The following is a 17725-nucleotide window of genomic DNA, read 5'->3' as shown; positions in this document are numbered from 1 at the left end:
TGAAAGGAGACCTTGTATGAAACATCTATGGAAAAAAATCACCGCAATCGCCCTGCTTTCAGCCCTGGTGCTCACCGGCTGTGCCGGCGGCGAAAAGAAAGCCGACGGCGGCGCCCAAGACACCGTAAAGATCGGCGTGGTCGGCGACGACCAACGCCTTTGGGAAAAGGCGGCAGAGACCGCCAAAGAAGACGGCGTCACCTTGGACATCGTGGTCTTTAACGACTACAACACCCCCAACGACGCCCTCGCCAACGGCGAACTGGACTTAAACGCCTTCCAACACAAGGCATTCCTCGACGCCTATAACAAGGACAAAAACACCGACCTCGTGCCCATAGGCATGACCTATCTCTCCCCCATCGGTGTGTATTCCGAAAAGATCAAGGACTTAAAGGACCTCGCCGAAAACGCCAAAGTCGCCATCCCCAACGACACCACCAACGGCGGCCGCGCCCTCTTGGTACTGGAACAAGCCGGCGTCATCCAACTCAAAGACGATGCGGGCCTCACCCCGGCGATCGGCGATGTGGCAGAAAACCCTAAAAACATCCAAATCGAAGAACTCGACGCCGCCCAAGTGGCGCGCTCCCTCCCCGACGTGGACGCCGCCGTCATCAACGGCAATATGGCCGTCGATGCGGGCCTCGACCCCCGCAAAGACACCATCTATGTAGAAGAGATGAGCGAAAACATCGCCCCCTATATCAACTATGTGGTGGCAAGGGCGGAAGACAAGGATAACGAACTCTACAAAAAAGTCGTCGGCTATTACCAAACCGACGAAGTGGACGAACTGCTCCAAGAACTCTATAAGGGCAGCCAATACGCCGCCTGGAAGCTGGATCTGGAAAACCTCGCCCAATACGAAGACGGAAAGACCGAAGCCAAATAACCCCAATGCATAAAAGAGAGGAAGACAGCATGACGACAAACGAACGAATGCGCTCGTCCCGTCTTTCGACTACCTGATCCCGGCAATGCTCCGGGCGGGTGCGAAGGGCGCGGACGTCACCACGAAAGCGAACGCCGAACCCCACGGAACCATTGCAACACAGAAAGGGATCTTACCATGCATATTTTGAAGAAACTGTCCGCCATCGTCCTCGTCGCCGCCCTGCTCCTCACCGGTTGCAGCGCAGGCGGCACGTCCTCCGCACAAAAGTGCGCCTGGGCGTGGTCGGCGACGACCAGCGCCTTTGGGAAAAAGCCGCGGAACTCGCGAAAAAAGACGGCATCGAGATCAAACTCGTGCCCTTCTCCGACTACAACACCCCCAACGACGCCCTGGTAAACGGCGACACCGATCTGAACGCCTTTCAGCACAAGGCATTCCTCGACGCCTACAACAAGGACAAGGGGACCGATCTCGTGCCCATCGGCCGCACCTTCCTCTCGCCCATCGGCGCCTATTCGCAAAAGGTCAAAGACCTCGCGGACGTGCCCCAAGGCGGAAAGATCGCCATCCCCAACGACGCCACCAACGGCGGACGGGCGCTGATCTTGCTCGAGACCGCGGGGCTGATCGCCTTAAACGACGACGCGGGGGTATCGCCCACCGTATCGGACATCGCCGAAAACCCCAAGAACCTCTCCATCGACGAACTCGACGCCACCCAGGTGGCGCGCGCCCTCCCCGATGTGGATGCGGCGGTGATCAACACCAATCTCGCCATCGACGCGGGGCTTACTCCCAAAGACGACGCGATCTTTATGGAGCCCGCCGACGAAAAGTCCGCGCCCTATATCAACTACGTCGTCGCCCGGGCGGAAGACGAGGACAATGCACTCTACAAAAAAGTCGTCGGCTACTACCAAACCGAAGCAGTGGCGGAATTGAACGACGCCCTCTACGAAAAGAGCCAGCTGATGGCCTGGAAGCTCGACATCCCCGATGCAACGGACACCACCGATCCGAACTATCGGCCCGGACAGTGATTTTACAAAACGCAAAAATCCTCCCCATCGCCCATTGCGGCGGGGAGGATTTCTTCTTATTTTTTGGCGATCTTTGCCAAATAGTATACGACCAAGACCATAAAGACCAGCTTTGCGAGAATCCAAATCGTCGAAAACGCGCCGCCGAACATCACCGATTCCATGTGTTTCACCTCCCGCAGAATCGTATACCTATCTCGTCCTTGCCCTGTTTCTATAATAAAAATTATACCCATATAGACCGAAAATGCACGCGTTTTTTATAGAAAACCCGCGGACCTTCGCCGGAAAACTTCCCGCTCCCTTTGCCCGCGGGTGCAAAAGGCGGCGGTGCAGTGATATAATATAGGCGACTTTATACTATTTCACAGGAAAGTAGGAGATGCTATGTCGATCACGAAAAAATCGAAATTGCCCAAGGGCGAATTCAGAGTCATCAAAGAAAAATACGTTCCGGAAATCGAATCGGGGCTCCGGAAAAAACCGGTCCTTATGCCCCCGGCGATCTACAACTGTTCGGGGATCCGCATTCAGGGCATTCGCCTCAAGTCCCTGATTTTTTCCACGGACATCGCCATTATCCGAAACTGTAACGCCCAGGCGGTATTCGCCGTCTATCCCTTTACGCCGCAACTGGCGATCATTCAGTCTATCATTCAGGGCTGTTCGATCCCCGTATTCGCAGGCGTCGGCGGCGGCACCACCACCGGGGCGCGTTCGGTGTCCATCGCGCTGGAATCCGAACTCCTCGGCGCCTACGGCGTGGTCGTAAACGCCCCCATGGAAAACGAAGTGATCGCCGAAATGTATTCGGTGCTGGACATCCCCATTATCGCCACCGTGGTCTCCAAGCACGACGACTTCGTCGGAAAGATCAACGCCGGCGCGCGGATTCTCAATATCTCGGGCGGCAAGAAAACCGCCGAGTTGGTGCAGTACGTCCGCAGCATGGTGGGGAGCGAATTTCCCATTATCGCCACCGGCGGCGACAACGAGGACCACATTCGCGCCACCATCGACGCCGGCGCAAACTCCATCACCTACACGCCGCCGTCGAATTCCGAGCTGTTTAAGGCGATGATGGAAGACTACCGCAACAAGAGCGTGGACCACTCCTTCAAGAACGATCCCCGCGAACTCCACGTACGCGAATACCAGCAAGACCTCGTCTTCCCGCCGGGCACCTTCGAACTGTTGGACAAAGAGACCGAAGACAATGGCGAAAAATAATGCCACGGGCATCCTGGTAAACATCGCGCTGGTGCTGTTGATTATCTATCTCTTCAGCATCACGCAAAAGTTCTTGGGGCCCGTCTACGATATTTTTATTTTTCTCGCCACGCCTTTGATCCTCTCGATCTACCTGTTCTACGCCTTTCGGCCCGTACGGGATTGGCTCGCCAAAAAAACCAAACGCCCCGATCTTTCGGCGGTGCTCACCTTTTTGCTCTTTATCGCCTGCACCATCGGCCTGTTTACCGTCACCATCAGCATGATCTACAACCAGGCGCAGAGTTTCGTCTCGAATCTCGATATGCAGGCGCTGATTCGCTACTCCGATACCGAGATCTTTCAACAGATCAACCGCTACGTGCCCCTAAACCGCTACATCGCCCAGTTCGAGAGCTGGCTGCAGAGCTCCGCCTCCAACATTCCCAATGTATTGGGGGGGCTCCTGAGCAATATCGGCACCTTCGGATCGCTGATCCTCTTGATCCTCTTGGGGCTGTTCTATCTCCTAAAGGACGAAGAGCAAGCGGTCGCTACCATCCACTATCTCGCCCGCGGCAAATACTACAGCCGCATTATGGACATCCTGGGGCAGATTCACCGCACCCTCGAGACCTATATCTCGGGCCAGATTTTGGTGGCGGGGATTCTCGGCGTCCTCATGTTTATCGGCTATACCATCATCGGCCTGCCGTATAAATTGTCCCTCGCCGCCATCGCCCTGATCTTCAACTTTATCCCCTTTATCGGGCCCTTCTTGGGGGCGGCGCCGGCGGTATTGGTGGCGCTTACCATCGACTTCGCCATGGTGGTCAAAGTGATCGTGGTCAGCACCATCGTCCAACAGCTAGAGGGCAATGTCATCACCCCGAATATTATGGGGAGCCGACTGGACATCCACCCCTTTGTCGTCATCATCGCCGTCATGGTCTGCGCCAATCTATTCGGCGTCCTCGGCGCCTTGATCGCCTCTCCTCTCTATATGGTCTTAAAGATCATCATCCACGGCATCCGCGCGGAGCGCTACCACAAAGGCGCCCAGTGCCCCATCCCCGAAGAGGGCAGTCCGAATGCGAATGACCTCTAAAGCCACAAGATCCCCTGCGCCGGGGATCTTTTTTGTGCCGAAAATCGAATTTGCGCGCAAAAAAACCCCTCGCGAGGAGGGGATTCACTTACATATATGCTTTTGCCTTCTCGAGGCGGGCGAGGATTTCGTCTTTGCCCAAAAGATAAATGATATTGCTGAGTTCCGGGCCGTGTACGTTTCCCGTCATGGCCGCACGGGCGGGCATATAGAGATTCTTGCCCTTGACGCCGCTCGCCTTTTGGACCTTTTTCATCAGGCCCTGCGCGTCTTCGAAGGTGATTTCGTCCATCCCCTTGAGGATCTCTTTCAGCGCGTCTACCACCGCGGGGGCGCTTTCGGATTTCAGCTGCTCCAGCGCCGCCTCTTCTTCTACTTTGTATTCGCCGTAGAGGAAGTCGCAGGCTTCGGGCACTTGCTCCAGTCGGTCGAGCCCTTCCTGAATGGTATCCATCAGGATCAGATAGCGCTCGGGGTCTTTCTTCGCCTCTTCTTCGGTCAAAAGGCCCGCTTCCGCAAGATACGGCAGCGCCATCTCGAGCAGTTCCTCGCGAGAGAGCTCTTTCATATAGTGGCTGTTCACCCAGTCGAGTTTTTTAACGTCGAAGACGCCGCCGGTGCGGGCGATTCTCGAGGTGTCGAAGGCCTCGATCAGCTCGTCCATCGAAAAGATCTCCTGATTGTCCTCGGGGGACCAGCCCACCAGCGCCAGGTAGTTCACCAGGCCCTCGGGCAAATAGCCGTGGCCGCGAAAGTCCTCGACGGACACGTCGCCTTGGCGCTTGGAGAGCTTTTTGTGATCTTTGTTCAAAACGCCCGGCAGGTGGATATAGGTGGGCGGCTCCCAGCCAAACGCCTCGTAGAGATAGACGTGTTTGGGCGTAGAAGGCAGCCACTCTTCCCCGCGGATAACGTGGGTGATACCCATCAAGTGGTCGTCCACCACCACCGCCAGATGATAGGTGGGAAAGCCGTCGCTCTTCATGAGCACCTGGTCGTCCATTTCGTTGGTATTGATGGTAATGGTGCCCCGCGCCTCGTCTTCAAAACTGATGTCCCGGTCGTGGGGCAGTTTGAGGCGAATGACGTATTCTTCTCCGGCGTCGATGCGCTTTTGCGCCTCTTCGGGAGAAATCGAGCGGCACAGGCCGTCGTAGCGCGGCACCTGTCCCTTGATCTTTTGTTCTTCGCGCAGCGCGTCCAACCGCTCCTTGCTGCAGAAACAGTGGTAGGCGTGGCCGGATTCGATCAGTTGATCCACGTATTTGCGGTAGATCTCCAGCCGCTCGGACTGGATATAGGGCCCCTTATCGCCCACTTGCGCCACTTCGCCGTCTCGCAAAACGACCCCTTCGTCGATTTCGATCCCCGACCAGTTGAGCGAGCGGATCAGGTTTTCGATCGCCCCTTCCACAAAGCGGGTGCGGTCCGTATCCTCGATACGGAGCAAAAACTTGCCGTCGTGTTGTCTGGCGTAAAGATAGTTGTATACGGCGGTTCTGAGTCCCCCGATATGCAAATATCCCGTGGGAGACGGCGCAAACCGTACTCTTACGTCCTTCATGATTCCTCCTTATTTGTCCATCAGGGGAAATTCCGCGAGGATCGCTTCGGTATCCCAGGTGTTGACGATCAACTCTTCGGGATAGTCCATGCGGATCAGAAGCGATTCCGCCAAATCGAAATTTCCTACGTCCACGTCCATATGGGCGTCACTGCCCACGATCACGCGCATGCCCTTTTTCTTGCCGAACTTGAGCAAGGTCTCCAAATTCTTCTCGGCGCCCGATCGGGGGCCGTGAGGTTTTAACGAAGAATTGTTGACCTCGCAAAACAGGCTCTTTCCGGTGATAAAATCCGACAAGCGCTCGTAATCCAGCGGATAGCGGTCGTCGTCGGGATGGCCGATAATCTTGATCGCCGGGTGGGTGCAAGCCTTGATCAGCGCGTCGGTATTGCCCTTTTCATCCGAGGGGGCGATACACTGCTTGTGCAAACTGACGATGGCATAATCCACCGGCCTGAGGTTCAGGTCTATATCGATTCTGCCGAAAACATCCCGTACATTGGCCTCGACACCGCAGAGCACCGGTATGCCTTCGATAAAGCGCGGAATCCCCCGAAAGTTTGCAAAGGCGGCGTTGGTGCCCACGCCCTTCATATCCTTCGAGTGATCGCTGGTGCCGAAAATGCGCAGCCCGCGCTTTTTTGCTACGGTAATATTTTCCCGCAAGGTCGAGTATGCGTGACCGGAGGCGATTGTATGCGTGTGCAAATCTACATCTAAATGCATAAGTCCTCCTTTTCATCCTTTCCATTATAGCACATTCGTTCGAATGCGGAGAAAGGCGTGGAAAAAAAGAAGCCGATGCCGAAACGCACGACATCCCCCCTTTTCTTGAACAACAAGACACGCAGTAGGCACCGTGCAACCTGTCGACGCGTTACTCCCCTATTGTCATTCTGAGCGAGAAATTTATTCCGAGTCGAAGAATCTCTTTCCCTACATAACGTCAGCAAAGAAGCCCGTGCCGAAACGCACGACAACCCCCCTTTTCTTGAACAACAAGACACGCAATAAGTACCGTGCAAGCAGTCAACCCGCAATAGCCAACTCGAGATCCTTCGACTCCGCTACCCTCCGCTCAGGATGACAGGGTTGGGGGTGCAATAGCCAACGTAGCGGCCGACTCCGCTCACGATGACAAGGCAGAGAGTCGCAATAGCACCCGCCGGAACGCACAACCACCCCCTATTGTCATTTGAGCGAGGAATTTATTCCGAGTCGAAGAATCTCGTTCCCTATGTGAAGTCCGCGGAGAAGCCGATGCCGAAACTCACGACATACTCTTTTCTTGAACAACAAGACACGCAATAAGTACCGTGCAAGCAGTCAACCCGCAATAGCCAACTCGAGATCCTTCGACTCCGCTTCGCTCCGCTCAGGATGACAGGGTTGGGGGTGCAATAGCCAACGTAGCGGCCGACTCCGCTCACGATGACAAGGCAGAGAGTCGCAATAGCACCCGCCGGAACGCACAACCACCCCCCTTGTCATTCTGAGCGAGGAATTTATTCCGAGTCGAAGAATCTCTTTCCCTATATGGGGGCTGCAAAGAAACCAATGCCGAAACTCACGACATACTCTTTTCTTGAACAACAAGACACGCAATAGATACCGCGCAACCCTTCGACCCGCAATAGCCTACGGAGATGCATTCATGACCTAACAGAAATCTTCGATTTCGTCGTAGGTCAGATGCCGCGCAGTCCAAATCTTCGATTTGGCTAACGTAGCGGCCGACTCCGCTACCCTCCGCTCAGGATGACAGGGTTGGGGGTGCAATAGCCAACGGAGCGGCCGACTCCGCTCACGATGACAAGGCAGAGAGTCGCAATAGCACCCGCCGGAACGCACAACCACCCCCTATTGTCATTCTGAGCGAGGAATTTATTCCGAGTCGAAGAATCTCTTTCCTTACATAACGTCAGCAAAGAAGCCCGTGCCGAAACGCACGACCGCCCCTTCTGTGCCAGGCAATATGACACAGAATAGATACCACGCAACCCTTCGACCTGCAATAGCATACGGAGATGCATTCATGACCTAACAGAAATCTTCGATTTCGTCGTAGGTCAGATGCCGCGCAGTCCAAATCTTCGATTTGGCTAACGGAGCGGCCGACTCCGCTTCGCTCGGGATGACAATATTTTTATCACACCACCCCCTTCTGTGGCAGGCAAGCAGTCATTTTCCCCACAAAAAAAGAAGCCCTCGGGCTTCCTTTTCGTCTATTTCGTCGGCTGTCCCGTGGCTTCTAAGATCTGGTAGTAGCTCCAGGCACTTGATTTTACGTCGCTAAAGGGATTTTTGGCGTAGGTGTCCAAAAAGGCCTTATCGGGCGTGCGCTGCATCGCCTTGTTCATCGCCGTCACCACTTCTTGGCGGGTGATTTCGGCGGTGGGGTCGAACTTGCCTTCGCGTCGTCCGCTCATATAGCCGCGATCGGCGACGGCGGCGATATAGCCCTCCGCCCAGTGTCCGCCCTTTACGTCCGAAAACCGGGCGCTTCCGCCGGGGGTAAGGCCCGCGTAGCCGGCGAGGATCTTCGCAAATTCCGCCCGGGTGATGGATTTGTTGGGCTTAAAGCTGCCGTCGCTGTAACCGCCGATGATGCCGCGCTTTTCCATAAAGCCCACCGAAGCGGCGTACCACTTGCCTTCATCCACGTCTTTGAAAGACGAAAAGCCGCTTGCGGGCTTGCCGTGGTTTAAGATCTTGGTAAAGACCGCCGCCACTTCGCCGCGGGTCATGGGCTTTCGGGGGCCGAAGGTGTTGTTCGGGTACCCCGTCACATAGGCGGGCCGCGCCACGGCGAGGGCACCCTTTACATCGCCGAGTACCGCCTTCAGTTCCGAATCGGGCACATCGCTTTTGGCGAGGGTGTAGCGGGCGCGGGCGATGCCGGCGTCGATTTGGAGCTTTTGCACCTCGTCGAGATTGTCCCGGTTTGCCCCTTCCAAGACCCGCAGAAAGTCCGCCAGCTCCTTGTGCGCGGGGCTTGTCTCTCCCGTGCCTTCTGCCGCGCCGACGACGACCGCGATCTTCTTTTCGCCGCCGGATGTCGCAAAGCGAAACTCGAGCTTGGCGCCTTCCGGTTGGGGATTGATGACGATGGCAAAATTGCCCTTCGAATCGGCAGCGCCCGCCCCGATCCGCGTATTGCCCCGAAAGACCTGGATCTTGGTCCCCGGCGCCGCCTTGCCCTTTAAGGTATTTTCACCCACCATTACGGGCTCCACCGACTCCGTGCCGCCGGGGGCCGGCGTGGGAGCGGGAGCGGGGGCGGCGTTTTCGTCGCTCTTTACGGTCTTTTGTACCGTCTGCGCCTTGCCCGCAGAACTTATAGTACTCATTACATAAGTATTGGTGGCGGCGGGCAAGTCCTTCACACCGCTTTTGATCACTGTATCGATCGTAAGCGAAACATCCGGTCCCTTCAGCTTGCCCACATCGTCGATCACCAGCGTCACGATCTCGCGTCCCGATTCGGTCGACGAGTGCATCACCCGGTAGGCGCTCTTGTCGGCGGATGCGGTGACGCTCGATTTCTTGTACGACAGCGACCGATCCATTAAAAATGAGAGCGTAAAGCTCTTGTATGTGCTCCGGTACCCGCCGGGCAGCGCGAGTTTCAGCTCCATGGTATAGGGTGCGCCCGCCTTGAGCCCGGCTGTGGATCCTTGCACCAGGCTCGACTGTATGTCCTCCACGGCATAGACCCCCACAGATACACATACAAACAACAAGGTGAGCAGCACCAATACGCGTTTTCTCATGTTATTCCTCCTTACTTATATTATACGGAAAGGAAATCGTAACAATGATTACATCTTGATGACAGCCGGCGGGCACAAAAAAAGACCCGACATAATATCGAGCCTTACGCGTCTTATGCTTCTTTGCAGACATAAATCGCACGCGATACGGCCGCCTCTGCGTCGATCTCTTCCATCTCGCCGCCGCGGCGCTTGTATTCCACCACGTCTTCCGCTGCGCGTTTGCCGACGCTGATCTGGAGCGGAATGCCGATCAGGTCGCGGTCGTTGAATTTCACGCCGGCGCGTTCCGCCCGGTCGTCCAAGAGCACGCGCACGCCTTCCGCCCGTAGTTTCTCGTAGAGGGCCTCGGCCAATTCGTTCTGCTCCGCTTTTTTGGTGTTCACCACCGTGATCACCGCGTCGTAGGCGCCCATCCCCACGGGAAAGGCGATGCCCTTTTCGTCGCTGTGGTTTTCGAGGAGTGCGGCAAACAGAGCGGTAGTGTCCCAGCAAATGCCCGAGGCGACAAAGGGCGCTTCTTTGCCGCTTTGGTCGATATAGCTCACGTTCATGGCCTGGGCATAGAACGAAGAGGGTTTGCGCACCGTAGCGATCAAAAAGCCCGTGCCGAAGGAAAGCGGCTCGCCACCGGGGGTCGCGTCGCCTTCTTCGACCGTAAGGAGGTCGTCGGCCACCTCGCCGCCGAAATCGCGGCCGTAGTTTACGTTTTGTATGTGGTGGTCGAATTTGTTCGCCCCCACCACCAGATTGGCGATGCCCGTCAACGAGCGGTCGACGATGATCCGCGCTTCGTCGGAAAGGCCGATGGGCCCGGTAAAGCCGGGGAAGGATCCCATCTTTTCGATGGTCTCTTCGTCGAGCATGTCGATGTCCGCTTCGTCCACTTCGAGATAGCGCGCGAGCTTTTTCATATTGAGGCCGCGATCGCCAGGCACAAATGCGAACACGGGTTTTCCCGCCACCGAAAGGTCCACCGCCTTGGCACAGCGGGCGGGCTCGATGCCGATCATTTCGCTCAGATCCCGAATCGTCGCCGCGCCGGGGGTGTGGATCTCTTCCGCCTCCTGCGCGTCCTGCGCCGCGGGTGCGGGATATGTCACCGGCGCCAGCTCGCGAAAATAGGCGTCCTTCTCGGTCCAGGCGAGGGCCTCTTCGTAGCCCTCCGCCAGGGCGTAGAACGAATACGCCTCGTCGGTTTCGATGCAATGGTAGCGAACGCCCTCTTCGGCGAGAAAGTCTTCGGCACGCGCGCGCATATCCTCGGAAAATGCCGCCGCCTCTTGGGCATCGGCGAAATAGCTGTATCCGTCCAGCACCCGGCGCTCCCGCGCATCGGCAAAGCCGTATTTGGGTTTTTTGACGTCTTGAAAGCGCTTTTCCTCCTCGTAAAAAAATGCCGGCAGCTGCTTATAGCTCTTCAATTCCCCCGAAACCAGGCCGAGGAACGCCTCTTCCGATTCGGCGGCGAGGACGGACTGGCGGTTGTAGCGATCGGCGACCTTAAACATATCCGATCCGTAGCGCGCCCAGCGCCCGCTCTGTTCCCAAATCGCGCGGTCCTGTAACGACGCCGCGGATACCTTCAGTCCTTCGGCAAAAAATTTCGCCTCCAGCTCCTCGGCAAGGCGCGATACCGTCTCCTCTCCCAAAGGCAGCAGGCTAAATACGCCCACCCCCGCGCTTCTCGCCATGGCGCTTCGCAACACCAGCGTATGGGCTTTGGTGACGGCTTCCGCCGGCGCTTCGCGGAGCGTCGGCAAATAATATTTCGACAGTTTCATACGTAACCCCTCTTATTCCTATGGCGAACGGTTCCCCTTATTCCGCCTGGCGCAGGCAATTTCTGACCGCCTCCAAATAGCCGTAGCTCGCTTCGGTGGCGCCGCTCACGACGTCGACTTCGGCGGATTGCTTGTCCAATACTTCCTGTTCCAATCGATCAAAGGCGTCTTCTACGACGCCGACATTTTCAACGTGTTCCAGTACGCGAACGGCGTCCACATAGCCGTCGCGCACCCGCACCTCTACGCGGATATCTCCCTGCATTCCCCGTCCTTCGGAGACGTAGATCCCGTCCGTATACAGACGCCTGCCGTCGGCGCGATCCCGAACCACCGCCGGCTTGTTGTCCTCGCGGACGGGCTCCTCTGCACTGTAGCTGACAGAGGACTGACATCCCGTCAGGGCGATACATGCACACAAGCCCAGTAGGAGTTTTTTCAATGCGTATGCTCCTTTATCTATGTGAAAATAATAAAAATCTACCTCATTAAATTATATACGAGACACAGGCGGGAATCAATGCTCCCGAAAAAAGAAAAGGGGGCTTTCGCCCCCTTTCAAATCGCCTGATTACTCGGTTTCCCGCCGATCGATGACACTCTGTCTTTTGATAATTTCTACCGGAAGGAGGATCATTTCCTCGCCCCGCTCGGGGGACTTTTCTTCGATAATCTTAAATAGCTTGCGGATGGCGACGGCGCCGATGTCGTAATAGGGCTCTTTGACCGTCGTCAGCTTGGGCCGGTAAATCTCCGATAAGAAACTGCCGCCGAAGCCCGCGAAGGACATATCCTCGGGGATCCGCATGCCGTGGTCGCGCATCACATTCATCAGGTGAATGGCGATGAGATCCTGGCTGCAAAACAGCACCGAGTACTTGCCGCTTCGAATGTCGTCCTCGTGGTCCTCGAATAGCTCCAGCGCGTCTTTTTCTGTGGCGCCTTCGGCATAGAGGATCTGCGGTTTTAAGCCGCCGCTCTTCATGGCGTCGCGATAGCCACGAATCTTAAACTTCTCGTTGGTGCGGTCCATATCCTTGCGCATGGCGACATAGCCGATGGACTTATGCCCCAACATCATAAGGTAATCGGTCATATTGAACGACGCCGCCTTGTTGTTGATCGTAACCGTGGGCGCATCGTCGATATTGTAGAAGCGGTTGATGACCACACAGGGAATCTTAAACTCGTCGAGCTTGTAGAGGAGCTTTTGGTTCAAAATCTCCGAGATAATGATAATCCCCTCTACCTGCTTTTGGCTGAACAGCTTGGCAAACTTGATCTCGACCTCGGGATCGTCATAGGACGACGAGAGCAGAATGTCGTAATTATACATGCGCCCGATCTCCTCGACCCCGCGCAGTACCTGCGAAACATACTGGTTCCCCACATCGGACACGATGACGCCGATCAGATTGCTCTTTTTGGTCACCAGACTCCGCGCCACTTCGTTGGGCTTATAGTCCAGCACGTCGATGGCGTGGAGCACCCGGCGCCGCGCCTCGGGACTTACCGGTTTCGAATCGTTGATAACGCGCGATACGGTAGATATGGACACATCCGCCATTTTCGCCACGTCTTTAATCGTAGATGCCAATGCAATTCCTCCTAATTTATAATCATGGGAACGCCCCCCGCCACCACTTCCACGGTCTGGGGCAAGTGCGGTCCCGGTTCTCCGTCTATGTCGATTCTCAGCGCACGATCCGCCGAAATCGTCACCTTGTCGGTCTTAAAGTACAAAAAGTGTTCGTGTTCCGTATGTTTTCCCACGCCGATGGCGGTGATCAGCTCGATCATCTTGGGAAAGGGCATCTCTTCGATGGCGATGACCTCCAGCAGGCCGTCTTTGATACTCGCCGCGGGGCTGATCCTCGAAAAGCCGCCGATGCTCGAAGAATTCGAGACCATCACCAACATCACCTTTTTCTCGACGGTGCCGTCTGCGGTCTCGAGCCGCACGCGAAAATACTCCCGGGACAGATCCTTGACCCGAAAGGAGCGAATGCCCTCTAAATAGTATGCGAGCCTGCCCATAGAGCTCTTCGACGCATCCGAGACGCTGTATCCCAGTTCCGTAAAGAGCCCGGCGGCACACACATTGATAAATGCCCGGTCGCCGCACAACCCCAAATCCACCGGCACCACGTGGGCGCGTTCGACCATCGAGACAAACTCGATCGGATCCTTGGGGATCTTCAAATACTCCGCAAAGTCGTTTACCGTACCGGCCGGATACACCGCCAAGGGCACATTGCGCTTCTCTGCATAGAGGCCGTTTACCACCTGGTTTACCGTGCCGTCGCCGCCCATGGCGATAATGCAGTCCTCCCCGTCGTCGCGGGCAGCAAAGGCCTCGGCGTCTCCGTGATGGCGGGTAAATTCCAACAACAAAGACGCCCCCATGCGGGAAAAGGGCGCGATCAGCTTTTTCAGAATATCCACGGCCCCTTCTCGGCCGCTGGACGGATTGGCGATGATTTTTATGCGTTTCATACACACCTCCGGACGCTACTTTTATTATACGATAAGTACAACGATTCCACAAAAGAAAAATCGCGATTTTTCCGCTTCTCCGAAATTTTCGGGCAAGTCGGCGGGAAAACAACGGCTTCCTGTGCATTGCCGAGAATTTGTATATTCTCGGGTGCGTACAGAGCGACTCGGAAATTTGTATGTATAATTACGATCTTTATACAAAACTCACCGGTCCTTTTCCGGCCTTTTCCCGGTATATTTCTATATGAGTGTACCTTGTATGCAACCGTTCTATCGCCGTTTTCCCGCATTTTCCGCGCGATTTGATCCGCAATAAAAAACGCCCCCGCTATGCGGGGACGTCTTGTATTCCGTCAGTTCTTAAGGCGCGTCCATGCTTCCGAACCGTCGTTCAGGCGATTGTAGAAGTGTCCGTTGGCGGCCTCGGCGATGTCGTAGTAGTGCCATTGGCCGATGTGCACGTCGGTAAAGTTGCGCAGTCCGTATTCGCTTTCTCCGATAAAGTTTTTATCCGCCCGGCGATCGAGCATTTTATTCACGGCCGTAACCGCTTCGGCGCGGGTGATGGGGGCATCGGGGCGGAGGGTGCCGTCGCCGTAGCCGCTAAACCAGCCTTCTGCGATCACTTCTTCTATGCTGCCTCTCGCCCAGTGGTCGTTGGCGACGTCCGTAAAGCCGCCTACCCGCTTCTTGCCGGTGGTGAATTTGGAGGCCACGGCGGCAAATTCACCCCGCGTTACCGGCGCATTCGGGCGGAAGGTGCCGTCGGGATAGCCGATCATATAGGCAAAGTGGAAGCCCGTATCTTTTTTGAGTTTGGGGGCATCGGGCGCTTTTTCTTCCGGTGCCGTAATGGTATTGGTGATGTAGTTGTTGATGATGGGCGCTACGTTTACATTCTGTTGCTGTTGTTGCGATTGTTGCGGTTGGACGGGTAGGGGGCAGGTGCCGTCGGGGCACTCCGTGGGCACGCAGTCGTTATAGACGGTAATGCCGCGTAAAGCTTCGTGGATCTGAAAATCGAAGCGGGCGATATTGTCGGGACCGATATCCGCACAGAACTTGCCCTCGCCTATAGAGCCCGGACCGGGCGGCCCCGGCAAAAATTGTCCCACCGGCGGCGCAATAATCTCAGAAGAAGCGGAAAGCGCGGGCTCCGCCGTCTCTGTCTGCTTTTCTGCGGCATCAAACGAGTCGCCGTCGGGGAGGGATTCCGGCATGGCGCCGCTCACCAAATTGCGCGGGGCGGGTTGTTGCCGTATAGTAGGTTCAAAACATACGCGGCAGTGTTCTTTGCCGGTCAGGATTTCCTCCAATACATAGCGTTGCGGCGTCTCTACCATTACCGATGTCGACGGAAGTGGTTCCAGTTGCACCTTCATTTTCTCGCCGTCTTTTAACTTGAAGCTCTTCACGATCGTATCGTCGGGTTTTCGTACGATCCGAAAATTATATACTCGGTCGGGGTCCTTTTTCATGCCCTCGCGCCAGATTACTTTTTTTTCGATGATGATCTCTTGCGGTTCCGGTTGAGACGAGGAGGCAAAGGCCTTCTCTTTACAGATCCCTTCGCCCAATGCAAAGCTCGCGGCGAGGACCAGTACAAATACGAGAACGCGCATCGTCGTTCTTTGAATTCGTCGTACCATAATTTCCTCCTTTTTCGGGCCACGCTGCCCTTATATATTCCTTTACTATTGTATAGTGATATATAGCATTCTTTCACATAAAAATCGGATCGATTGTCCATTCTCTAACAAACCCTTTTGCGGCTTTTTCAAAAAAGCACAAACAAAGACACGGTATGCCGTGCCTTTCTTCTCTTAGCGCGTGCGCAATACGTCCCGCAACGCTTCCAATACTTCCCGGAGGATGTAGAAATAGTCGACGATATTGTTGGCGTTGAAAGAAATCGTCTTCGCCGTGTCGGATATCGAATCCGATACCACATTGGCGGTATTGGAAAGCCGTATCGACGTCTCGTCGACGGTGCGCACCACATTGTCCACCGTGCCGGTTACGCCGCCTACGGTCACGGCGATCTTTTCCACCTCGGGCTTTACGATCTCGACCATCTCGGTGGCGTCGGTGGACAATCGAGACACATTGGTGGTAATCACCGTGGCGTTGTCGGTGATCGTCGGCAGCTTTTGGAAGGTGTCGTCGATCACCGCTTCGTGGGCGTCGAGTTTTCCCTTTACCAGCTTCAAGATGCCGGCGACGTTTTTAAGGACCAGCAGGAGATAGACCAGAGCGCCGATCCCCGCCAGATAGAGTAAAAATCGTAAGAGGTCGTGCAAGGTGATCATCGTATCCATCGAGACCTCCCCGCCTTACGCCTGAGACTTCTTGTTTTTGTCGTTTTTCTTGGCGGCCTTTTCTGCCGCATCGGCGATCTTTTCGGAGCTTTCGGCGATTTGGTCCTTGGTGGATTCCGCCTGTTCCTTGACTTCGCCGCCGACTTCCTTGGCGGCATCGGCTACGGCGTCTTTGCTCTTGTCGAGCTCGCCCTTTACATTGGCGCCCTCTTCGCGCACGATGTCGCCGATGGCGCGTGCCTTTGCCTTGGCGATTTCGGCTTCGTCGCGCATTTCGTCGGCTTTGATGGCCGCGCGGAGCTTCAGGTCATCATAGGTGTTTTGTACCGCCTGTTGGGCTTCGTATGCCTTGTAGCTCAATTCATCGGCGGTTTCCAATGCGCCTTCCTTGGCGTTTTCGGCAAATTCGCGGGAGCGATCGGCGATTTCCTGGCGGGTTTCTTCGCCGCTTTTGGGGGCGAACAGAATACCTGCCGCCGCACCTACCAGCGCGCCCAGGGCAAACTTACGGGCTCTCTCTTCTCGCAAATATCTTTCTCTTTCCCGTCTGCGAATGTCGAACAAATCAAAAATCATACTCATACCTCCATTTTAGTTCGTTACCACCTGTATACCCGCTGATCGAAATTTTAATGCAAATAACTCAAATCTTTCACAAATTTCACATCGGAACGGTATACTTCATAGTGACACAAAGGAGGTCTTATGATCGACATACACACCCACTCCCGCTTTTCCATGGATTCCATCGCCGATCCCGAAAAGAACGTCGTAAACGCCATCGAAAGGGGCATCGAAGTCCTGGCCTTTACCGACCATATCGATCGCACGATAGAGAACGAATCCATCGACTATACCTTTAACTTTAACGAATATATAGAAGTCCTCGACTTTATCCGCCACCGTTATGCCGAGCGGATCGAAGTGCTGATCGGACTCGAAATCGGCTTGAATCTGAATGTCAAGACCATGATGGAAGAGCTGATGGAAAATTTGGACTTCGACTTTTTTATCGGCTCCATCCACTCCCTCGACGAGGAGGACATCGCCACGGTTCTGCGCCGCAGCACCCCCGATATCGAATCCTACTACACCCACTATTACGAGACCATGCTCGAAAATATCGAGACCACCCGGGGCTTTCAGGTCGTCGGGCATATCGACTATATCGACCGCTATATCGAAGACAAATCCGCCATTCCGCCCTTTTCGGCCTATCGCGATATCGTGGCGGCGATCCTCGAGGCGGCGATTCAAAAAGACCTCGCCATCGAATACAACACCGCCGGCCGGTATAAGGGCCTCGACCACGCCAACCCGAAGGACGAAATCCTTTCCTTATATAGGGACTTGGGCGGAGACAACGTCACGCTCTCCTCAGATGCGCACAAAAGCGTGCACATCGGCCGCGGCATCGCCGCCGGGGCGGCCCATCTCGAGGCCTTGGGATTTGAAGAGGTGGTCTATTACCGAAAGAAAAAACCCGTAAGGCGCAGATTAAGATAAGGGGAAGGTGTTTTTACACATTC

Annotated in this window: 15 protein-coding genes; 5 read left to right on the top strand and 10 right to left on the bottom strand. The window is 55.4% G+C overall.

Annotated features, from left to right (window positions below):
• Nucleotides 1–16 precede the first annotated feature (16 nt).
• From QO008_RS05700 to QO008_RS05685, 4 genes are all read left to right on the top strand, one after another.
• Entirely contained in the window at nt 17–895 is an 879-nt protein-coding gene (locus QO008_RS05700; RefSeq protein WP_126466100.1) for a MetQ/NlpA family ABC transporter substrate-binding protein, read from the top strand.
• A gap of 236 nt (nt 896–1131) precedes the next feature.
• On the top strand, nt 1132–1938 hold the full coding sequence (locus QO008_RS05695; RefSeq protein WP_307385044.1) for a MetQ/NlpA family ABC transporter substrate-binding protein: 807 nt from the start codon (nt 1132–1134) through the stop codon (nt 1936–1938).
• A 387-nt stretch (nt 1939–2325) separates the two neighbouring features.
• A complete protein-coding gene (locus QO008_RS05690; RefSeq protein ID WP_307385043.1) occupies nt 2326–3168 on the top strand; it encodes a hydrolase in 843 nt (280 codons plus the stop codon).
• Nucleotides 3155–4255, top strand: coding sequence for an AI-2E family transporter (locus QO008_RS05685; protein ID WP_126466102.1), 1101 nt, complete (start codon nt 3155–3157; stop codon nt 4253–4255). The genes QO008_RS05690 and QO008_RS05685 overlap by 14 nt, the downstream gene beginning before the upstream one ends.
• An 88-nt stretch (nt 4256–4343) precedes the next feature.
• Here the strand turns inward: QO008_RS05685 and gltX are convergent, their stop codons facing one another.
• From gltX to QO008_RS05635, 10 genes are all read right to left on the bottom strand, one after another.
• Nucleotides 4344–5819, bottom strand: coding sequence for a glutamate--tRNA ligase (gene gltX / locus QO008_RS05680; protein ID WP_307385042.1), 1476 nt, complete (start codon nt 5817–5819; stop codon nt 4344–4346).
• A 9-nt stretch (nt 5820–5828) separates the two neighbouring features.
• Nucleotides 5829–6548, bottom strand: a complete 720-nt coding sequence (locus tag QO008_RS05675) for a PHP domain-containing protein (RefSeq protein ID WP_126466104.1) — start codon at nt 6546–6548, stop codon at nt 5829–5831.
• Between the two features lie 1499 nt (nt 6549–8047).
• A complete protein-coding gene (locus tag QO008_RS05670) occupies nt 8048–9595 on the bottom strand; it encodes an S-layer homology domain-containing protein (RefSeq protein WP_307385039.1) in 1548 nt (515 codons plus the stop codon).
• 113 nt (nt 9596–9708) lie between these two features.
• Nucleotides 9709–11379 (bottom strand): proline--tRNA ligase, encoded by a 1671-nt coding sequence (locus tag QO008_RS05665; protein ID WP_307385037.1) that lies wholly within the window; start codon nt 11377–11379, stop codon nt 9709–9711.
• 37 nt (nt 11380–11416) lie between these two features.
• Nucleotides 11417–11821, bottom strand: a complete 405-nt coding sequence (locus QO008_RS05660; RefSeq protein WP_126466107.1) for an FMN-binding protein — start codon at nt 11819–11821, stop codon at nt 11417–11419.
• A 129-nt stretch (nt 11822–11950) separates the two neighbouring features.
• Nucleotides 11951–12976: a LacI family DNA-binding transcriptional regulator gene (locus QO008_RS05655; protein WP_307385035.1), complete on the bottom strand. Its 1026-nt coding sequence runs from the start codon at nt 12974–12976 to the stop codon at nt 11951–11953.
• Between the two features lie 11 nt (nt 12977–12987).
• Nucleotides 12988–13875 carry a diacylglycerol/lipid kinase family protein gene (locus QO008_RS05650; protein ID WP_307385034.1) on the bottom strand — a complete coding sequence of 296 codons (888 nt, stop codon included), beginning with the start codon at nt 13873–13875 and terminating at the stop codon, nt 12988–12990.
• A 356-nt stretch (nt 13876–14231) separates the two neighbouring features.
• On the bottom strand, nt 14232–15527 hold the full coding sequence (locus QO008_RS05645; protein ID WP_307385032.1) for an S-layer homology domain-containing protein: 1296 nt from the start codon (nt 15525–15527) through the stop codon (nt 14232–14234).
• Nucleotides 15528–15701: 174 nt separating this feature from the next.
• Nucleotides 15702–16196: a hypothetical protein gene (locus QO008_RS05640; RefSeq protein ID WP_126466111.1), complete on the bottom strand. Its 495-nt coding sequence runs from the start codon at nt 16194–16196 to the stop codon at nt 15702–15704.
• A gap of 15 nt (nt 16197–16211) precedes the next feature.
• Nucleotides 16212–16772 (bottom strand): YtxH domain-containing protein, encoded by a 561-nt coding sequence (locus tag QO008_RS05635; RefSeq protein WP_164715255.1) that lies wholly within the window; start codon nt 16770–16772, stop codon nt 16212–16214.
• 129 nt (nt 16773–16901) lie between these two features.
• On the opposite strand from QO008_RS05635, the gene QO008_RS05630 reads away from it, so the two are divergent.
• On the top strand, nt 16902–17702 hold the full coding sequence (locus QO008_RS05630; RefSeq protein WP_307385029.1) for a histidinol-phosphatase HisJ family protein: 801 nt from the start codon (nt 16902–16904) through the stop codon (nt 17700–17702).
• The last annotated feature ends 23 nt before the right edge of the window (nt 17703–17725 follow it).

Origin of the sequence: Aedoeadaptatus ivorii (assembly GCF_030815095.1) — a bacterium.
Classification (GTDB): Bacteria; Bacillota; Clostridia; order Tissierellales; family Peptoniphilaceae; genus Aedoeadaptatus; species Aedoeadaptatus ivorii.
This window is presented reverse-complemented; position numbering and strand designations above follow the sequence as displayed.